This is a genomic window from Herbaspirillum sp. Her3 (genome assembly GCF_057961275.1).
Genome location: NZ_CM176328.1, coordinates 2579046 through 2595061 on the forward strand (window position 1 = coordinate 2579046; position 16016 = coordinate 2595061).

14 protein-coding genes are annotated in these 16016 nt (G+C 64.7%); 9 read left to right on the forward strand and 5 right to left on the reverse strand.

Annotated features, from left to right (window positions below):
• Positions 1-20: 20 nt before the first annotated feature.
• Entirely contained in the window at positions 21-1364 is a 1344-nt protein-coding gene (locus ACVC5H_RS11835) for an extracellular solute-binding protein (RefSeq protein ID WP_489622480.1), read from the reverse strand.
• On the reverse strand, positions 1361-2470 hold the full coding sequence (locus ACVC5H_RS11840; protein WP_489622481.1) for a LacI family DNA-binding transcriptional regulator: 1110 nt from the start codon (positions 2468-2470) through the stop codon (positions 1361-1363). The genes ACVC5H_RS11835 and ACVC5H_RS11840 overlap by 4 nt, the downstream gene beginning before the upstream one ends.
• Positions 2471-2886: 416 nt before the next feature.
• Between ACVC5H_RS11840 and ACVC5H_RS11845 the strand changes: the two genes are divergently transcribed.
• From ACVC5H_RS11845 to ACVC5H_RS11870, 6 genes are all read left to right on the forward strand, one after another.
• Positions 2887-5691, forward strand: coding sequence for a TonB-dependent receptor (locus tag ACVC5H_RS11845; RefSeq protein ID WP_489622482.1), 2805 nt, complete (start codon positions 2887-2889; stop codon positions 5689-5691).
• 55 nt (positions 5692-5746) lie between these two features.
• Entirely contained in the window at positions 5747-6472 is a 726-nt protein-coding gene (locus tag ACVC5H_RS11850) for a MotA/TolQ/ExbB proton channel family protein (RefSeq protein ID WP_489622483.1), read from the forward strand.
• Complete coding sequence (locus ACVC5H_RS11855) at positions 6469-6867, forward strand: ExbD/TolR family protein (protein ID WP_489622484.1); 399 nt, start codon at positions 6469-6471, stop codon at positions 6865-6867. The genes ACVC5H_RS11850 and ACVC5H_RS11855 overlap by 4 nt, the downstream gene beginning before the upstream one ends.
• 7 nt (positions 6868-6874) lie before the next feature.
• Positions 6875-7597 carry an energy transducer TonB gene (locus ACVC5H_RS11860; RefSeq protein WP_489622485.1) on the forward strand — a complete coding sequence of 241 codons (723 nt, stop codon included), beginning with the start codon at positions 6875-6877 and terminating at the stop codon, positions 7595-7597.
• A 40-nt stretch (positions 7598-7637) separates the two neighbouring features.
• Positions 7638-9728: a phosphocholine-specific phospholipase C gene (locus ACVC5H_RS11865; protein ID WP_489622486.1), complete on the forward strand. Its 2091-nt coding sequence runs from the start codon at positions 7638-7640 to the stop codon at positions 9726-9728.
• A gap of 111 nt (positions 9729-9839) precedes the next feature.
• Positions 9840-10727 (forward strand): glycerophosphodiester phosphodiesterase family protein, encoded by an 888-nt coding sequence (locus ACVC5H_RS11870; RefSeq protein ID WP_489622487.1) that lies wholly within the window; start codon positions 9840-9842, stop codon positions 10725-10727.
• Between the two features lie 216 nt (positions 10728-10943).
• Here ACVC5H_RS11870 and ACVC5H_RS11875 read toward each other — a convergent pair whose 3' ends face one another.
• From ACVC5H_RS11875 to ygfZ, 3 genes are read right to left on the reverse strand one after another with little or no spacing between them, the layout of a single operon-like run.
• Positions 10944-11792: an NRDE family protein gene (locus ACVC5H_RS11875; protein ID WP_489622488.1), complete on the reverse strand. Its 849-nt coding sequence runs from the start codon at positions 11790-11792 to the stop codon at positions 10944-10946.
• Positions 11783-12082: a DUF4936 family protein gene (locus ACVC5H_RS11880; protein WP_489622489.1), complete on the reverse strand. Its 300-nt coding sequence runs from the start codon at positions 12080-12082 to the stop codon at positions 11783-11785. The genes ACVC5H_RS11875 and ACVC5H_RS11880 overlap by 10 nt, the downstream gene beginning before the upstream one ends.
• Before the next feature lie 35 nt (positions 12083-12117).
• Entirely contained in the window at positions 12118-13182 is a 1065-nt protein-coding gene (gene ygfZ / locus ACVC5H_RS11885) for a CAF17-like 4Fe-4S cluster assembly/insertion protein YgfZ (RefSeq protein WP_489622490.1), read from the reverse strand.
• Between the two features lie 143 nt (positions 13183-13325).
• Between ygfZ and mltG the strand changes: the two genes are divergently transcribed.
• Genes mltG through ACVC5H_RS11900 form a run of 3 tightly spaced genes read left to right on the forward strand, consistent with a single transcriptional unit; the run spans position 13326 to position 16007 of the window.
• Positions 13326-14306 carry an endolytic transglycosylase MltG gene (gene mltG / locus ACVC5H_RS11890; RefSeq protein WP_489622491.1) on the forward strand — a complete coding sequence of 327 codons (981 nt, stop codon included), beginning with the start codon at positions 13326-13328 and terminating at the stop codon, positions 14304-14306.
• 44 nt (positions 14307-14350) lie between these two features.
• Positions 14351-14959, forward strand: a complete 609-nt coding sequence (gene tmk, locus ACVC5H_RS11895; protein WP_338715164.1) for a dTMP kinase — start codon at positions 14351-14353, stop codon at positions 14957-14959.
• Between the two features lie 10 nt (positions 14960-14969).
• On the forward strand, positions 14970-16007 hold the full coding sequence (locus ACVC5H_RS11900; RefSeq protein WP_489622492.1) for a DNA polymerase III subunit delta': 1038 nt from the start codon (positions 14970-14972) through the stop codon (positions 16005-16007).
• Positions 16008-16016 lie beyond the last annotated feature (9 nt).

Sequence of the window (16016 nt, forward strand, 5' to 3'; positions counted from 1 at the left end):
GGCTGCGCGGTCGGTACGGTTCAGGGGGCGCCGGGAGCGGCATAGGTCAGGCGAAAGCGCTGCAGCAGGGCGTCGCCACGCTGGCGCGCCTTGGCCAGGGCCCGTGCCATGTCCTGCTGGCCGGCCAGGGCGGTCTGCACCTGCTCGGTCCAGGCCAGGCGCAGTTGCGGGAAGAAGCCCAGACGCGGCCCGACGCCGGGCTGGCCGGCCGTGGCATCCAACGAATCGATGCCGGCCACGACTGCGGCGGGATAGTGTCCGGCATCGTCCATGATCTGCGCGGCCACCTGGCGCGTGACGGGCAGGTAGCCGGTTTGCCTGGCCAGCAGGCGCTGATTCTGCGGCAGCTGGAGATAGGCGAGGAAGGCCGCCACGGCTGCATAGACCTGCTGGTCGAATCCCTTCATCACCCACAGTGAGGCGCCGCCCGGCACGCTGTTGTGGCGCGTACCACCGGCATGGATTGGCAGCGGCCGCACGGCGACATGGGGCAGGCCGCTGCTGGCCACGGCATGCCAGGCGCTGGTGGAGTCGAGCAGCATGGCGCATTCGCCGGTAGTAAAGGCCAGCGTATGGCGTCCGGTGCGCGTGGCGGCGGCTTCCACCAGCAGATGCTGCTGGTGCCAGCGCTGTAGCTGCTGCATGAAGCGCAGAGGCAGCCCCTGATCGAACAGGTAGTGCGCGGCCAGTCCCTGGTGGCCGTTGTCCTGGTCGGCGATGGGCGCGCCTTCGATGGTGCTGACTTGTTCGAGCAGGATCCACGGGTTGAAGTCGCTCACCAGCGGGCAGGCCTGGCCAGCGGCGCGCAATCGCTGTGCCGCCTGCTCCAGTTCGCCCCAGGTGGCCGGCAGCGTAGTGATGCCGGCCCGCCGCAACTGGCCGGTGTTGAGGTAGAGCACGGCGGTGGAGACGTTGAAGGGGAGGGAATCGAACTGCCCCTGCGCATCGGTGTAATAGCTGCGGATGGCGGGCAGATAATCCTGCCAGTTCACCGTGTAACCGTGATCGGCCATCAACTGGTGCACCGGCACAATGGCGCCGCTGAGCATCATGTCCAGCGTACCGACGTCATAGATCTCCACCAGCGCCGGCTGCTGCGCGGCACGATAGGCGGCGATGGTCTTTTGCATGGTCTGCTCGTAGGAGCCGGGGATGACGCAACGCACCTGGTGCTGCCGCTGGGCGGCATTGAAGCCGGCGCACAATTGCCGGACGGCCTGTGCCATGGGGCCGGCATGGCTGCTCCAGAACTCGAAGCTGGCCGCCTGTGCGCGCGCCATGGTCAGCGCCAGCAGCAGCCCCAGCAGCAGCCGGGCGGAGGGAGAGCGGCGCCACAGGCGGCCGTGAGGGGGCAGGATCTTCACATGACCGGGCGGGTACTGTCGCGGATCACCAGGTGCGTCGAAAACATCTTCTGCACCAGCGTCGCCTGGGCAGCGGTGGCGTCACCGGACTGGCTGCGGCGTTCCTGGCGCTGCTCGATGCGTTCGAGCAGCAGCTTCACGGCGAATTCGCACATCTCCAGCATGGGTGTATCCACGCTGGTGAGCGAGGGAATGCTGAAGTCGTCGTAGCGCATGTTGTCGAAACCGACCACGCTGATCTCCTGCGGCACCTTCACGCCCAGGTCGTAGAGCGCCTTGAGCGCGCCCAAGGCCATGCGGTCGTTGCCCAGGAAAATCGCATCCGGGCGCTCGGCCTGATGACATAGCTGGGCGGCGGCGCGGTAGCCGCCCTCCAGCGACCAGTCGCCGCCGACCACCCACTGCGGACGCAGCGTCAGGCCGCATTTTTCCAATCCCTCCAGATAGCCGAAATAGCGCGCCTCGCTCGAGGTCGGCGCCTCATCTTCGCGCGACTTGTCTGGCAGGTGATCTTTTTGCGGACCGGTCACCAGCGCAATCTTGCGGCAACCGGTGCGATAGAGATGTTCCACCACTGCCAGGGCGGCCTGGCGATCCGATTGCACGACGTGGTGGCAGGCCGGGTCGGCCAGGCCATAGACCACGCAGGGATAGCCCAGCCGATGCAGTTCGCTCACCACCGGGTTGCCGGCACGATTGACCATGGCAACCATGCCATCGATACGTCCGGCCAGGAACAGGTCGCGCACGTAGACCAACGAGGCCTCGTCCTCGCGCATCAGGTTGCGTTGCAGCAGCGTATAGCCTGCACGGTCAGCCGCGCGGGTGAGGGTCTGCACGACGTTGTGATAGTGGGTGTCCTGGGTGCGCTCGGAGCGGTCGTCATAGGACGAGCCATTGAACATCACGCAGGCCAGCGTGCGGGTGGAGATGTTGCGCAGCGAGCGCGCGGCCACGTTGGGGATGAAATTGAGCGAATCGATGGCCGCTTGCACCAGCTCGCGTGTCTTGGGGGCGACTTTCTCGGGGTGGTTCAGCACCAGCGAGACCGTCTGGAAACTGACGCCGGCAGCCTTGGCGACGTCCTTGATGGTGAGGCGACTCATGGTTGTGGCAGGCGAGGCAGGTGCAACGGTGAAAGCAGGATCGGGTGTGGTCGGTGCGGGTGGCTCATCTCGGATCGGGGTCGGAATGCTCCGGCAGGAGGGCAGGCCGGGCTGCGCAATCATATATGAGGCCATGCGCCACCGGACCGGCTCGCTGTCAAAAATGTTTTTGCGACAAGGCTGGCGAATGTAATTACGTGGTCATAAATCTTCGCCAAAATACGAATTGATTAGAACGTTCTAATGTAAAGCAACAGAGAATAAGTTGCAAAAAATTATCTTGGCAGGGATTGATTGTAAAGATCGCCATTTTTTTTCTCACGAAATTAGAACGTTCTATTAAAGATAACCCGCTTCGCCACCGGCCGTCCGGTCGCGGATGCCTTTGAGCCACGACTTGTTTTCAGGGGAATACCATGTCTTACCGCAGTGGAAGTCCGCATTACCGACGTCTGTCATTGATGAGCCTGGCGATTCTGTCGGTGCTGCCGCTGTTGGCGCAGGCAGCCGATGAGTTGCCAGCCAGCGAGGGCGCCCAGGCCGGCCAGGCCGGGAGCGCGCCAGCGGCGCAGGAAGGCGTCAAGCGCCTGGACAGCGTGGTGGTCACGCGCAAGCGCAGCCAGACCAGCGCCGCAGTGGCCGGCAAGGAAGTGGAAGAACGCGTCATGGACAGCGTGACCCGGGAGCAGGTGGAGCGCCTGCCGGATTCGACCGTGACCGATGTGGTCCGGCGCGTGGCCGGTGTCTCGGTCACTTTCAACCCGGACAACGTGAACGGACGTGACAAGGCCCAGTTCATCGCCATTCGCGGCCTGGACGGCAGCTACAACAACGTCACCATCAATGGCTCCCCCATGGCCTCGGTGGACCAGACTACCCGCAGCGCCCGCACCAACATGCTGCCGGCTTCGATGGTCAAGGAAGTGCAGGTCTTCAAGACCTGGACGCCCGACATGGACCCCAATGCGGTGGGCGGCTCGGTCAACATCGTCAGCCGCAGCGCCTTCGACAATGGCGGCAAACCCATGTTCAGCGCCACCGGTGCCCTCGGCCATGCGGCCGGCAGCGGCAAGCTTGCCTCGGGAGCCGAAGGCCTGGCCAAGAAATCGGATGTCACCTTCAGCAACACCTTTGGTCCGGACAACCGTTTCGGCTACGTGATCTCGGCCAATTACGAGAAGGAGAACACGGTCTCCATTGGTCACATGACCACCGACAACATCTTCTACAATTACTACAACGCCAACGGCAGCATCGCCAACCCGGCGTCCTCGGGCGGCCCCAATACCGGCAATGGTTTCGCGGTGCCGCAGCAGTTCAAGTACTGGCAGCACCTGAAGAACAGTGAGACCAGCGGCTTCAATGCCAAGCTGGAAGGGCGCTTCACTCCGGATCTGTACGGCTTCCTGGGCTTTGGCTACAACAGCGATTCGACCCACATCCTGCGCAATGAAACCTTCATCGATGACAGCCGCAGCACCGGCAACAACCCGGTCCTGAACCAGACCGCCACCAGCGGGCAGTTCGCGCGCGGCGAGGCCGAGGCCGGCTATGCCGCCTCGACCATCAAGCGCACGACCTCGGTGCTGCAAGGCGGGATGGACTGGAAGCTGGACGACAGCCAGGTGCTCTCGCTGCGCTCGTCCTTCTCGCAAGCCCAGCATCGCGAGCCGCGCGAACTGGCCAAGTACATCTTCGCCAACTTCAGCTATCCGGGCGCCGGTTCGGCTCCGGTCCTGAGCGGCACCAATGCGCTGGGCATGAGCTACAGTACCGCCAGCTTCGAGCCTTCGGTGGCACTGAACAATCCTTCCAACTTCACCAACCTGAACAACTGGCAGGCTTATTACTGGCGCAAGGAAATGGTCAGCATCGACGATCAGGTCGGCGACGTGAAGCTCGATTACAGGTGGAACATGGACCAGGATGCACGCGGCCTGGGTGCCGGCGTGGGCGTGGATTACCGCCGCCTGGAGCACAGCTATGACTATGTGAACAACCAGTACTACCCGACTTCCGGTGGCCTGACCCTGGCCGGCAACGGTTCGGTGTCCGGCACCATCATGCCCTACAGCGGCGGCTTGCCCTTCATCCTGGTCAATGGTTCGCAGGCCTGGCAGCAGTTCGCCGCCAACCAGAGCAAGATTGCCGCCAGCAGCGCCAATAGCGTCAACAGCCTGCAAAGCAATTACTCGCACAGCGAGCAGACTGCCGCCCTCTATGCGATGGCTTCCTGGCGCACCGACCGCTGGAGTGCATTGTTTGGCATGCGCCAGGACAATACCAACCTCTCCACCACCGGCAATGTGCGCAACGTCAGCAATGGCACCACCACCTGGGTGTCGCAGACCAAGGATTCCAGCTACAACTATCTGTTGCCGGCGGCGTCGCTGGTCTTCAATGCCACCGATGCCGTCAAGCTGAAGCTGGCGGCGAGCCAGACCATCGGCCGCCCCAACTACGATGCCTATGCGCCCAACACCACGATCAGCCAGAACACCGATGGCTCGGTCACCGTGACCCAGGGCAATCCGGACATCAAACCGCGCGAATCGAACAACCTCGACGCCTCTGCCGAGTGGTACCTGCCCAATTCGAGCCTGCTGTCGCTGGCCGTGTTCAACAAGAAGATCAAGAACGAGATCTATACCCTCTCCAGCCAGGGCACCCTGTTCTACAACGGCGCTACCCGTGCGGCCTCGATCACCCAGCCGGTCAATGCGTCCAGCTCGCGCATCAACGGGGTGGAGCTGAGCTACGTCCAGAGCTCGCTGGGCTGGATCAGCCCGGCCCTGCAGGGACTGGGCTTCAGCGCCAACCTGAGCTTCCTGGACGGCCGCCTGAACGCCGCCACCAGCAGCGGCGCTACGCGCACCATCCAGAACCTGGTCAACCAGCCCGACCAGATCCGCAACCTCACGGTCTTCTACAACTATCAGAAGCTGGATCTCTCGGCGGCCTACAACTGGACCGGCCGCAGCCTGCGCCTGGTGGACGCCAGCCTGCCCAGCCAGGACGTCTACTGGCAGGCCCGCAAGCAGATCGACCTGCAGGCCCGCTACGACCTGGGCGGTGGCTGGCGCGCCTTTGCCGAGGTGGCCAACCTGACCAACTCGCCGGTGACCAGCGTGACCGGTCCCAACAAGGACCAGCTCAAGGACACCTTCTCCATGGGCCGGATGATCTGGCTCGGGGTGAACTACAGCCCCAAGAACCTGTGACGACGCCCTGTTTCGTTTGACTCACCCTTCGTACCTCCCCCTGTAAGGAACTGCCATGTCCAATCTTGAACAACTCCTGGAACTGAGCCGCCAATCGATGGGCATCATTCCCATCCTGGCCCTGCTGCTGCTGGTGGTGCTGGCCGTCTCGGTCGAGCGCTTCATCTTCTTTGCCCGCTGCCTGCCCTCGGGCAAGCAGATCGACCAGGCGCTGGTGCGCGCCGATCACCGCAGCGATGCAGCCCTGCAGGACATCGCCCAGCGCTATCGGAGCACGGTCTTCGGTCCGACCTTGCACGCTGCGGTGGAGTCGCGTGCCCTGGCCTCGGGCGAGGCCATGGACCGTTATATCGACGAAGCCATCGTGCGCACCATGCCGGAACTGGACCGCTCGCTGTGGCTGTTGGGTGCGGCCATTACGCTGGGTCCGCTGATCGGCCTCTTGGGCACCATCATCGGCATCACTGAATCGTTCAACGTGCTGGGCACGGCGGGCAGCAGCAGCGGGGCGGTCACCAACGGCATCGGCCATTCCCTGCTGGCTACCGGCTGCGGCCTCTTGGTAGCCATCGCGGGCGTGGCGGCCAACAGCTATTTCTCCAAGCGGGTGCGCCTGGCGCTGCTGGAGCTGGACCTGATCAAGCTGGTCTTCATCAAGCAGCACTGTCTGCTGGAGGAATCCATCGTCGTGCGCCAGGCCGTCGAGCCTCACGCTGCCGGAGCAGGCAAGCCGGCCGTCAAGCGCGCCGCCGATGTCGCCTACGCCGGAGCCGCATCATGAGCCGCACCCGTTACCTGCAATCGGATGAGCCGCATATCGAGATCATCCCCATGATCGACATCATGATGTTCCTGCTGATTTTCTTCATGGTGACGATGCTCAAGATGATCGACGTCAGCGGACTCAAGATCAATGTGCCGCAAGCGGCCAGCGCCGCCACGCTGCCCAGCAAGTCGCTCACCATCGTGGTGGACAAGAGCGGCGCCATGTTCTTCGAAGGCAAGCCCATCGAGCATGATGCGCTGGTCGGCCAGCTCAAGGAGCGTGCCCAGACCGCCAAGCTGGAAGTGCTGGTGGCCGGCGACAAGGATGTGTCGCTGGAAAACCTGCTGCACGTGATGGATGTGGCCCGCGCCGCTGGTGTCGAGGACATCGGCATCGCCGCCAAGCATTGAGGTTCGCATGCGCCATTCCCTGACCCTGCCGCTGAACGGCCCGTCGTCCTCTTCCTGGCCGGATCAGCCACCGGCCGTGCCGGCCGGCAACGCGCTGCGCTGGCCGCTGGCCGTCGGTGTAGCCCTGGCGGTTGAGTGCGCCATCGTGCTGCTGGCCTGGCCGAAGGCGCAGGTGCCTGAGCCGGTACCGGAACCGGTCAAGGTGATGAAGCTGGTCACCATCGCCGAGGCCCCGCCCTTGCCAGAACCGGCGCCGCCAGTGCCACCACCGCCGACGCCCAGGCCGCCACCGAAACCTGTGCCGCCCAAGCCATCGCCTACGCCCAAGCCGGCGCCTGTGGTAGCGCCCCAGAGTGCGCCATCCCAGGAGGCGCCTGCCCCGTCGCCAAGCCAGCCTGTGCCACCTGTGGCTGCCGCGCCCAGCGCACCTCCGGCCCCGGTGACGCCAGCCCCCAAGGCCCAGCCGGGCGCGGTCCGGCGCGGCCTGGTGCCGTTACGTCGGGTGGAGCCGGAGTATCCGCCCAAGGCGCTGGCCAGCAATACCGAGGGCGTCGTGGTGGCGCACGTGACCATCGAAAAGGATGGATCGGTGAGCGCCGTGCAGATCGTACGCGCCCAGCCGCCCAGGCTGTTCGACCAGGCCGCCACCAAAGCGCTGATGCAATGGAAGTTCTCGCGCACCGATGAAGCGGTGCTGGGCGAGGTCGAACTGCGCTTCAGCCTGAACTGAGATTGAGCACACAAGCACACAAGGATTGCGAGATTCGCCGATGAAAAGAAAATCCCCAGGCCGCCGCCATTTCCTCAAGAGCGCCGCCCGCACGGGCAGCGCTGCCCTGGCCCTGACGGCCTTGCCGGCCAGCATCCGCAAGGCGCTGGCGGTGGCGCCCTCGTCGCCGACGGGCAGCATCAAGGATGTGAAGCATGTGGTCATCCTGATGCAGGAGAACCGTTCCTTCGATCACTATTTCGGCTGCCTCAAGGGTGTGCGCGGGTTCGGCGATCCCATCCCGCGGCCCTTGCCTGACGGCAGTCCGGTATTTCACCAGCGCGATCCGCAGGGCCGCCTGGTGCTGCCGTATCGCATGGAAATGGCCACCACCAGCGCTGGCCGCGCCGGTGGCCACCTGCCGCACGCCTGGAAGGACCAGCACGCCGCCTGGAACCGGGGTGACTATGACAAGTGGATCGAGGCCAAGAAGGATACCGTCACCATGGGCTACTTCACGCGCGAGGACATTCCCTTCCACTATGCCCTGGCCGATGCCTTCACCATTTGCGATGCCTATCATTGCTCGGTGCTGGGCTCGACCAACCCCAACCGCTTCCACCTGATGAGCGGCGGCATCGATCTGCAGGGCAGGGCGGGCGGCCCGATGACCTTCCAGCCGCGCACCGGTGCCTGGTCGGGCGTGCCGGGCGAGCGCCGCAGCGGCGCCGACAGTTTTCGCTGGACCACCTATCCGGAGCGGCTGGAGCAGCATGGCGTCTCCTGGAAGGTCTACCAAGGGACTGACGAACTGCAGGTGGACAACGGCGACTATCCGAGTGACTTCAATGTGCTGCAGTATTTCTTCGCCCAGTATCAGGACGCGGCCCCCGACTCGCCCCTGTGGCAGAAGGCCTGCAGCAAGTTCACGCTGGCCGACCTGGCGCGCGACGTCAACAGCGGCACCCTGCCGCAGGTGTCCTGGCTGATGCCGCCCAAGCTCAGTTGCGAGCATCCCGACCGCACACCGGGCTATGGCGCGCACTACCTCAGCCAGGTGCTCGACATCCTCACCGCCAATCCGGCCCTGTGGAGCAGCACGGTGCTGCTGGTGAACTACGACGAGAACGACGGTTTCTTCGACCACGTGGCGCCGCCCACGCCGCCGCTGCATGCCGGGCAGGGCTTGTCGACGGTGGAGGTGAACGGCGAATTCCACCGCCTGGGCGATTACGTCAATCCGGCCGATGAGCTGCCGGCCGGTCTGGGCGCGCGGGTGCCGATGATGGTGATCTCGCCCTGGTCCAAGGGCGGCTATGTCTGCTCGGAGGTGTTCGACCATACCTCGGTGATCCGCTTCCTGGAACAGGTCTTCGATGTGCACGAGCCCAACATCAGCCCATGGCGGCGCGCGGTGTGCGGCGATCTCACGTCGGCCTTCGACTTCCGCCGCCGCGACGTGGCCAGCCCGGTGCTGCCGGATACCTCGGCCTACCGGGCCCTGTCGGATGCGCAGGCGCGCTTGCCATCCCCGGTGGCGCCTTCGAACCCGGCGATGCCGCGGCAGGAGCGGGGCATGCGGCCCGCGCGGGCCTTGCCTTATGTGCTGGCGGTGGATGACAGAGCCTTGGCAGGGCAGGGTGCGCTGCAGCTGGATTTCCTCAATCCCGGCAAGGCAGGCGTGGTCTACCAGGTCTATGCACGTCAGCAAAGCGCGCGCTACCAGACCTTCACGGTGCAGCCGGGCAAGTCGCTGACAGCGCAATGGCGCGGGGTGGGGCCGGCCGGCGGCTATGACCTGAAGGTCTATGGCCCCAACGGCTTCCTGCGCGAACTGCGTGGCAGCCTGGAACGTGCAGGCGATGCCGAGCCGGTGGTGCAGGCGCGCCATGACGGCGAACGCGGCGAGCTGGTGCTGGTTTTGTCCAACCCGGGCGCGCAGGCGCTGCGCCTGGTGCTGCGCGACCTGGCCCACGGGCAGGCCACGCGCACGGCGCAGCTGGCGCCTGGTCAGTCGCTCACGCAGCGCTGGCCGCTGGAGGACAGTCATCACTGGTACGACCTGCAGGTCCAGGCCGAGGACCGGCCGGGTTTTGCGCGCCGCCTGGCGGGCCATGTGGAGACCGGCCGGACGTCCTTCTTCATCAGCTAGCCGTCTTTTTGCGGGTCGCGTGCGCGGCCCGTTTTATATTCCTTCATCTACCAGGAAGATTTCATGCATTCCCTTGGCCGTTTTCTCCTCACCTGTACCCTTTGCCTGCTTATGGATCAAGCTCAAGTCCACGCTGAACCCCGTGCCTGGCGCCAGTCGGCGCTGACCACTGTCACCGGCCCCGTACTGGTGTCGTCGCACCGCAGCTGCTGGACTGAAACCTCGGAAAATTCCCTGGACGGCATCCGGCGCTGCATCGCTGAAGGCATCGACATCGGTGAAATCGATGTCCGTACCACGCGTGACGGTGCGCTGGTGCTGATGCACGACACGACCGTGGACCGCACTACCGATGGCCAGGGCGCGGTGGCCGAGCTTACGCTGGCGCAGATCCGGCAGCTGCGGCTGTACGCACGCGGCGGCCGCAACGGGGCGGCCCTGACTGCGCGCCGGGTTCCGACGCTGCAGGAAGCGCTGGCCGTGGCGCGTGGGCGCATTCTGCTCAATCTCGATGTGAAGGAGGCTGATATCGGTCCTATGGTGGCGGCGATTCTGGAAACCGACACGGCGCGTGACGTACTGCTCAACATCAATGCCGGTGTCGATCCGCAACAGGTGGCCTGGGCACGTTCGCTGGGTATTGCCGTGCAGACCCTGTATTTCGATGAAAAAACCGGGGCGGCGGCACGCAGCGCGCAATTGCAGGCCATGGCGGGGCAGGAGCCCACGGTGTTGCAGCTCATCTTCCGTGATCCTGCCGTGGTCGGCGTGGCCACTCAGGCGGTCGAGCGCCGGCCGGTGCGCCTGCTGGTCAATACCATGGCGATCGATATCGACAGCGGCCGGCCCATGGATCTGGCCGGTCCCTATCTGGATACGGTGGCGGTCGATCAGCCAGAAGAGGTGTGGGGCAAGCTCGTCGCCAGTGGCGTAAGCATCATCCAGACCGACGAGCCGCAGCGCTTGCTGGCGTGGTTGAGGCGCAAGAAGTTGCGCTGACCCGCAACCCGGGATGGGCTGGCTTGGCCCATCATAGGGACAGGCGAAAAAAAAGCCCGCGACCTTGCGGTGCGGGCTTGAATCCAATTCTTTAGGAGGAAATTGGAGGAGACAGGTGTTACTTTACTGCTGCGCACCAAATTCATCCAATTTATCTTCCGTATATCAGATATTCACTCTGATTATTTCACGCCATTCAGGCAGGAAGCCGCCCAGTCAAGCTGGGCGCGCATTCCCATCCTGCAGGCCATCCTCCGGCGAAGCTTCTTGTACGCGCGGTTTGCACGGGATCTTGCAAGCCTTGTCCGTGGCCGGCTCGGCACTATATTGCATCGCCATAGGATCAACCATATGCTCGGTCAGCACCGGTTCGCCGACGATGGGCACGCGCAGAACCGTCGAGCAGCGCGTGCCATAGTCCGGTGAACGGATGAAGATGGGCGAGAGCATGCGCTCCTTTTCCAGTCCGACGCCGGTGTCGGGCAGCCGGCAATCATTGGCGCGGGTGCCGTCGGTCAGCATCTCGAAGAAGGTTTCCTCCGGCGCGCCCTGGCAAAGCAGGCTGGCAAACTGCGCCTTGGCGCGGGTGAGCTTGGGCCAGGGCGTGTCCAGCAGGGCATTGGAAACACCATAGACGCCGTACTCCAGCGGCTGGCCGTTGCGCGGGTCTTGCTGGCCCCGGTTGGAATACCACAGCATGGTCTCGCGATTGCCCAGCAGCAGGTTGAATCCGTTGTACTGCTGTGCATCGCCTTCGATCTGGCGCAGGTAAGCCTGGGGCTCCATGTCGCCCGCCAGGTAGCCGGCCACCAGCTGGCCCCGGGTGGGCGCGTCGGTGCGCCGCTCCGAGGGGGCGCGCACATTGGTCAGCGCCGCAAAGCGGCCCTCACGCGTCACACCCAGCCAGGTGCCGCCGCCTTGCAGGTCGCGTCCGGCATAGATATGGGGATGGTCGCTCCACCAGTCGGCACGGGCCGCCGGGCGGGCGTAGAACTCGTCGCGATTGGCCGCCAGGATCAGCGGCATGCCGGGGATGACTTTCCAGGCGAAGATGATCAGGCACATGGCGCAACATCCTCGAACTGTTCGACGTGACGCTCACCGCGGATGAGCGCGGCGGCGCCCGAGTCCTCCAGCGCGCGCGCCAGGGTCCGGGTGAATTCCCCGGCACCGGAAGGCAGGACGTCCTGGTAGATTTCCATCCAGGTCTGAAGGCCATCCTGTTCGCCGGGGCGCCGCTTGAGCGCGCCGGCAATGCCCAGGCGGGCCTGCAGCATGGCTTGCACGCCCTTGATCTTGCCGAACAGGGCAGTAGCGTGGGCAGGCTCGACCCGATAATAAATGTAGAGATCCATGGCTTCCCCCCTATGGCTGCTGTGCTGCCCGCCGCTTATTGCGGATCGGCCAGCTCATAGGGAAGGGCGTGGAAATGCAGGGCAGGGCCATCGGCGCCGCCCAGGTGTACGGCGTCCTCGGCAGAGGCCAGTTTCATCTCCACCAGGGCCAGCGCATGGCCCTCGTCCAGTGCTTCGGCATTGACTACCATGCCGCAGGGCTGGCCGGGATCGGCTGCCGCGAAGACTTCCTGGCCGGCGCGGGCAGCGGCGCTGGCGATGGTGGCCAGCAGGGTGCGGCGCTTGAGCTTGCCCAGGTACTGGCTGCGCGCCACGATTTCCTGGCCGGGGTAGCAGCCCTTCTTGAAGTTGACGCCGCCGATCAGTTCGAAATTGACCATCTGCGGTACGAACTGCTCCTGCGTGGCCGCCACGATGCCCGGCACGCCGGCACGGATTTCCGAGAGGCGCCAGGCGGAGCCCGCCGCCGGGGCCAGATGCTGGACCAGCTTGGGCCAGGCCGCCATCAGCGTCTCGGGCGTGGCAATCCACTGATAGCGCGGACTGTCGGCCGCATCGGCCAGGCGAATCAGGGTGCCGTGGCTGTTGTCGATCTTGTCGTAAGGGGCTGCGGGCAATACCGGGAACCACTCGGCCAGCGCATTGGCGGTGGCTGGGCCCACCAGGCCGAGCACGGCGCGTTCAGTCGTGGCATCGGCCAGCTTGGCCTTGGCGCGCATGACGAACATCTGCAGACGTTTCTGGACCGCCGCCTGCAGCCCGCGCGGCAGTTGCAGCCAGATGGCCTGCTCGTCGCGCCACATCAGGAAGGTGGCCAGCAGGCGCCCCTTGGGAGAGCAGTAACCGGCCAGGCGCGCCGTGCCTGTGTCGAGCTTCTGCACATCATTGGTGAGCTGGCCGTGGAGGAAGCTGGCGGCGTCTTCGCCGCTGGCAGCGATCAGGCCCAGCGTGGTCAACGGGGACACGAAGCTGGCCAGGCTTTGCGGTGCAGGGGCCGTGGGGCCGAAGCCGGTTACGTCGGCACTCTCGGCGTCGAACTGGGCGCCTTGTTGCGCCAGGAAGTCACGCCAGCCGGAGGTCGGAGAGGTCATTTCTGTCATAGGAAATCTTTTACGGATTACGTCTTGCCAGGTCGGTCTGTCCGGCAAATTAGGCAACTGTCGTGCCAGCGATTATCATTGATGCCTCGATTATAGTGATCTCCGAAAAATCGCGTCGGAGCGACAGGAATTTGGCATCTGGTATGAAGAAGTTATTGGCAACATTGTTCGTGCTGGCCGCGCTGGTGGCCGCCGCAGGCGTGTACTGGAGCAAGCAGCCCATCGTGCCGCCCGAAGGCCAGGTGATCGCCTTCACCATCACGCCCGGGGCCGGCGTGTCCGGTGCCGCCCAGCAGATCGCTGCGGCCGGGGTGCCGGTCAATCCCGACCTCTTTGCGTTGTATGCGCGATTGTCGGGTGACGGCGCGCGCATCAAGGCCGGCAGCTATGAGATCAAGCCCGGCTACACGCCGCAGCGCCTGCTGCTGCAACTGGTGCGCGGTGAATTCGCCCAGGAGGCGCTGACCATCATTGAAGGCTGGACCTTCAAGCAGATGCGCAAAGCCATCGCCGACCAGCCTTCCCTCAAGCACGACACCAGCAGCTGGACCGACCAGCAGATCCTGGCCAAGCTGACCAGCGAATACACTTATCCGGAAGGCCTGTTCTTCCCCGATACCTATCTCTTCGCCAAGGGTGCCAGCGACATGCAGGTCTACAAGCAGGCCTTCGCCCTGATGAGCAAGAAACTCAACGAAGCCTGGGCGCGGCGCGACCTGTCCTTGCCCTATCGCACGCCGTATGAAGCGCTGATCATGGCCTCCATCGTCGAGAAGGAAACCGGCCAGAAGTCCGAGCGCGGCATGGTGGCGGGCGTCTTCGTCAACCGCCTGCGCACCGGCATGCTGCTGCAGACCGACCCGACCGTGATCTATGGCATGGGAGACCGCTACCAGGGCAAGATCCACAAGGTCGATCTATTGACCGACACGCCCTACAACACCTACACCCGCGCCGGGCTGCCGCCTACACCGATTGCTCTGCCCGGTGCCGCCTCGCTGGCCGCCGCGCTCAACCCGGACAAGACCGAGGCCTTATACTTCGTGGCGCGCGGCGATGGCACCAGCCATTTCTCCAGCAACCTGAACGAGCACAACCAGGCCGTCAACCGCTACCAGCGTTGAGCTGGCATTCTCTTTTTACCGTTTTAGTGAGGTGCGATCCCTTCATGGCATCAGGCAAATTCATCACCTTCGAAGGCATCGACGGCGCCGGCAAGTCGACCCATATTCCTTTCGTCACCGAGCTGCTGCGCGCGCGCGGCCTGTCGGTGGTGGCCACCCGCGAGCCCGGTGGCACCGACCTGGGCGAACGCCTGCGCGAGCTGGTCCTGCATCACAAGATGCACCTGGAAACCGAAGCTCTGCTGATGTTCGCCTCGCGCCGGGAACACCTGGCGCAGGTGATCGAACCGGCGCTGGCGCGGGGCGATTGGGTCATTTCCGACCGCTTCACCGATGCCACCTTCGCTTACCAGGGCGGTGGCCGCAAGCTGGCGCTGGACAAGCTCGACAGCCTGGAACAATGGGTCCACCCGCATCTGCAACCCGACCTGACGCTGCTTTTCGACGTGCCCCTGGAAGTGGCGCGCGCCCGTTTGGATGCCGAACGCACCCTGGACAAGTTCGAGCAGGAAAAGGCTGACTTCTTCGCCAATACCCGCGCCGAATACCTGCGCCGCGCCGCGCAGTTCCCGCAGCGCTTCCGTCTCATCGATTCCACCCGGCCCATCGCCGTGATCCAGGAAGAACTGCGCGCCATCGTGGCCGCGCTGTGAGGGAGGCCGCATGTCCGTGACTTCTTCCGAGGCGCTACTGCCCTGGCAGGGCGAGAGCTGGCGCCAGTTGCAGCAATTGCGCGAGCGGCTGCCCCATGCGCTGCTGTTCTATGGTGCGGCCGGTACCGGCAAGACGCAGTTCGTCGAAGCTTTCGCCAAGTCCCTGCTGTGCGAATCGCCCACGCCGCGGGCCCATGCCTGTGGCGTGTGTGCGTCCTGCAACTGGTTCTCGCAATCGAATCACCCGGACTACCGGCGCGTGCGTCCGGAAGTGCTGGAAGACGAATTGGCCGATGACGAGGCAGGTGAAGAAAAGAAAACCGCCAAGGCCAGCAAGGCCCCCTCCAAGGACATCAAGATCGACCAGATCCGTGCGCTGGCCGATTTCATGAACGTTTCTACCCACCGCTCGGGCTTGCGCGTGGTGATGCTCTACCCGGCCGAAGCGCTCAACACGGCGGCGGCCAATGCCTTGCTCAAGACGCTGGAAGAGCCGCCGCCGGGCACCATGTTCCTGCTGCTGTCCAATCGCCTGGACCGGCTGTTGCCGACCATCCTCTCGCGCTGCCGCAAGTTCGCCCTGACCGCGCCGGGCCATGACGAGGCGCTGGCCTGGCTCAGGCAGCAGGGCGTCAAGGATGCCGATGCCTGGCTGGCTGAGCAGGGCGGGGCCCCCCTGGCCGCGCTGGAAGCGGCCCAGGGCGAGGGTCGCGAGGCGCTGGATGAATTGCTGCGCCAGCTGGCCCAGCCCGGCATCGATGGCGCCCTGCGCGCCGCCGACAAGCTGCAGAAGACGCCCGCCGCCGATCTGGTCGGCTGGGTGCAGCGCTGGCTCTATGACCTGCTGTCGCTGAAGTCGGCGGGCGTAGTGCGCTATTACCCGCGCTATGGCAAGGAACTGGGCAGGCTGGCCGAGCGGGTCGATGCGCTGGCTCTGTCCAAGGCACTGCGCGGCATGGGTGACCGGCGCGCCATCGCTGACCACCCGCTGTCGGCCAAGCTGTTCATCGAAGAAATGCTGATCGATTACGCCCGCCTGTTTGACTGATGCCCCGCA

Bases quoted from the DNA above. Each gene is read 5' to 3' on its own strand.
- ACVC5H_RS11840 (WP_489622481.1), bottom strand. From the start codon at position 2,470: ATGAGTCGCCTCACCATCAAGGACGTCGCCAAGGCTGCCGGCGTCAGT.
- ACVC5H_RS11845 (WP_489622482.1), top strand. From the start codon at position 2,887: ATGTCTTACCGCAGTGGAAGTCCGCATTACCGACGTCTGTCATTGATG.
- ACVC5H_RS11850 (WP_489622483.1), top strand. From the start codon at position 5,747: ATGTCCAATCTTGAACAACTCCTGGAACTGAGCCGCCAATCGATGGGC.
- ACVC5H_RS11855 (WP_489622484.1), top strand. From the start codon at position 6,469: ATGAGCCGCACCCGTTACCTGCAATCGGATGAGCCGCATATCGAGATC.
- ACVC5H_RS11860 (WP_489622485.1), top strand. From the start codon at position 6,875: ATGCGCCATTCCCTGACCCTGCCGCTGAACGGCCCGTCGTCCTCTTCC.
- ACVC5H_RS11865 (WP_489622486.1), top strand. From the start codon at position 7,638: ATGAAAAGAAAATCCCCAGGCCGCCGCCATTTCCTCAAGAGCGCCGCC.
- ACVC5H_RS11870 (WP_489622487.1), top strand. From the start codon at position 9,840: ATGGATCAAGCTCAAGTCCACGCTGAACCCCGTGCCTGGCGCCAGTCG.
- ACVC5H_RS11875 (WP_489622488.1), bottom strand. From the start codon at position 11,792: ATGTGCCTGATCATCTTCGCCTGGAAAGTCATCCCCGGCATGCCGCTG.
- ACVC5H_RS11880 (WP_489622489.1), bottom strand. From the start codon at position 12,082: ATGGATCTCTACATTTATTATCGGGTCGAGCCTGCCCACGCTACTGCC.
- ygfZ (WP_489622490.1), bottom strand. From the start codon at position 13,182: ATGACAGAAATGACCTCTCCGACCTCCGGCTGGCGTGACTTCCTGGCG.
- mltG (WP_489622491.1), top strand. From the start codon at position 13,326: ATGAAGAAGTTATTGGCAACATTGTTCGTGCTGGCCGCGCTGGTGGCC.
- tmk (WP_338715164.1), top strand. From the start codon at position 14,351: ATGGCATCAGGCAAATTCATCACCTTCGAAGGCATCGACGGCGCCGGC.
- ACVC5H_RS11900 (WP_489622492.1), top strand. From the start codon at position 14,970: ATGTCCGTGACTTCTTCCGAGGCGCTACTGCCCTGGCAGGGCGAGAGC.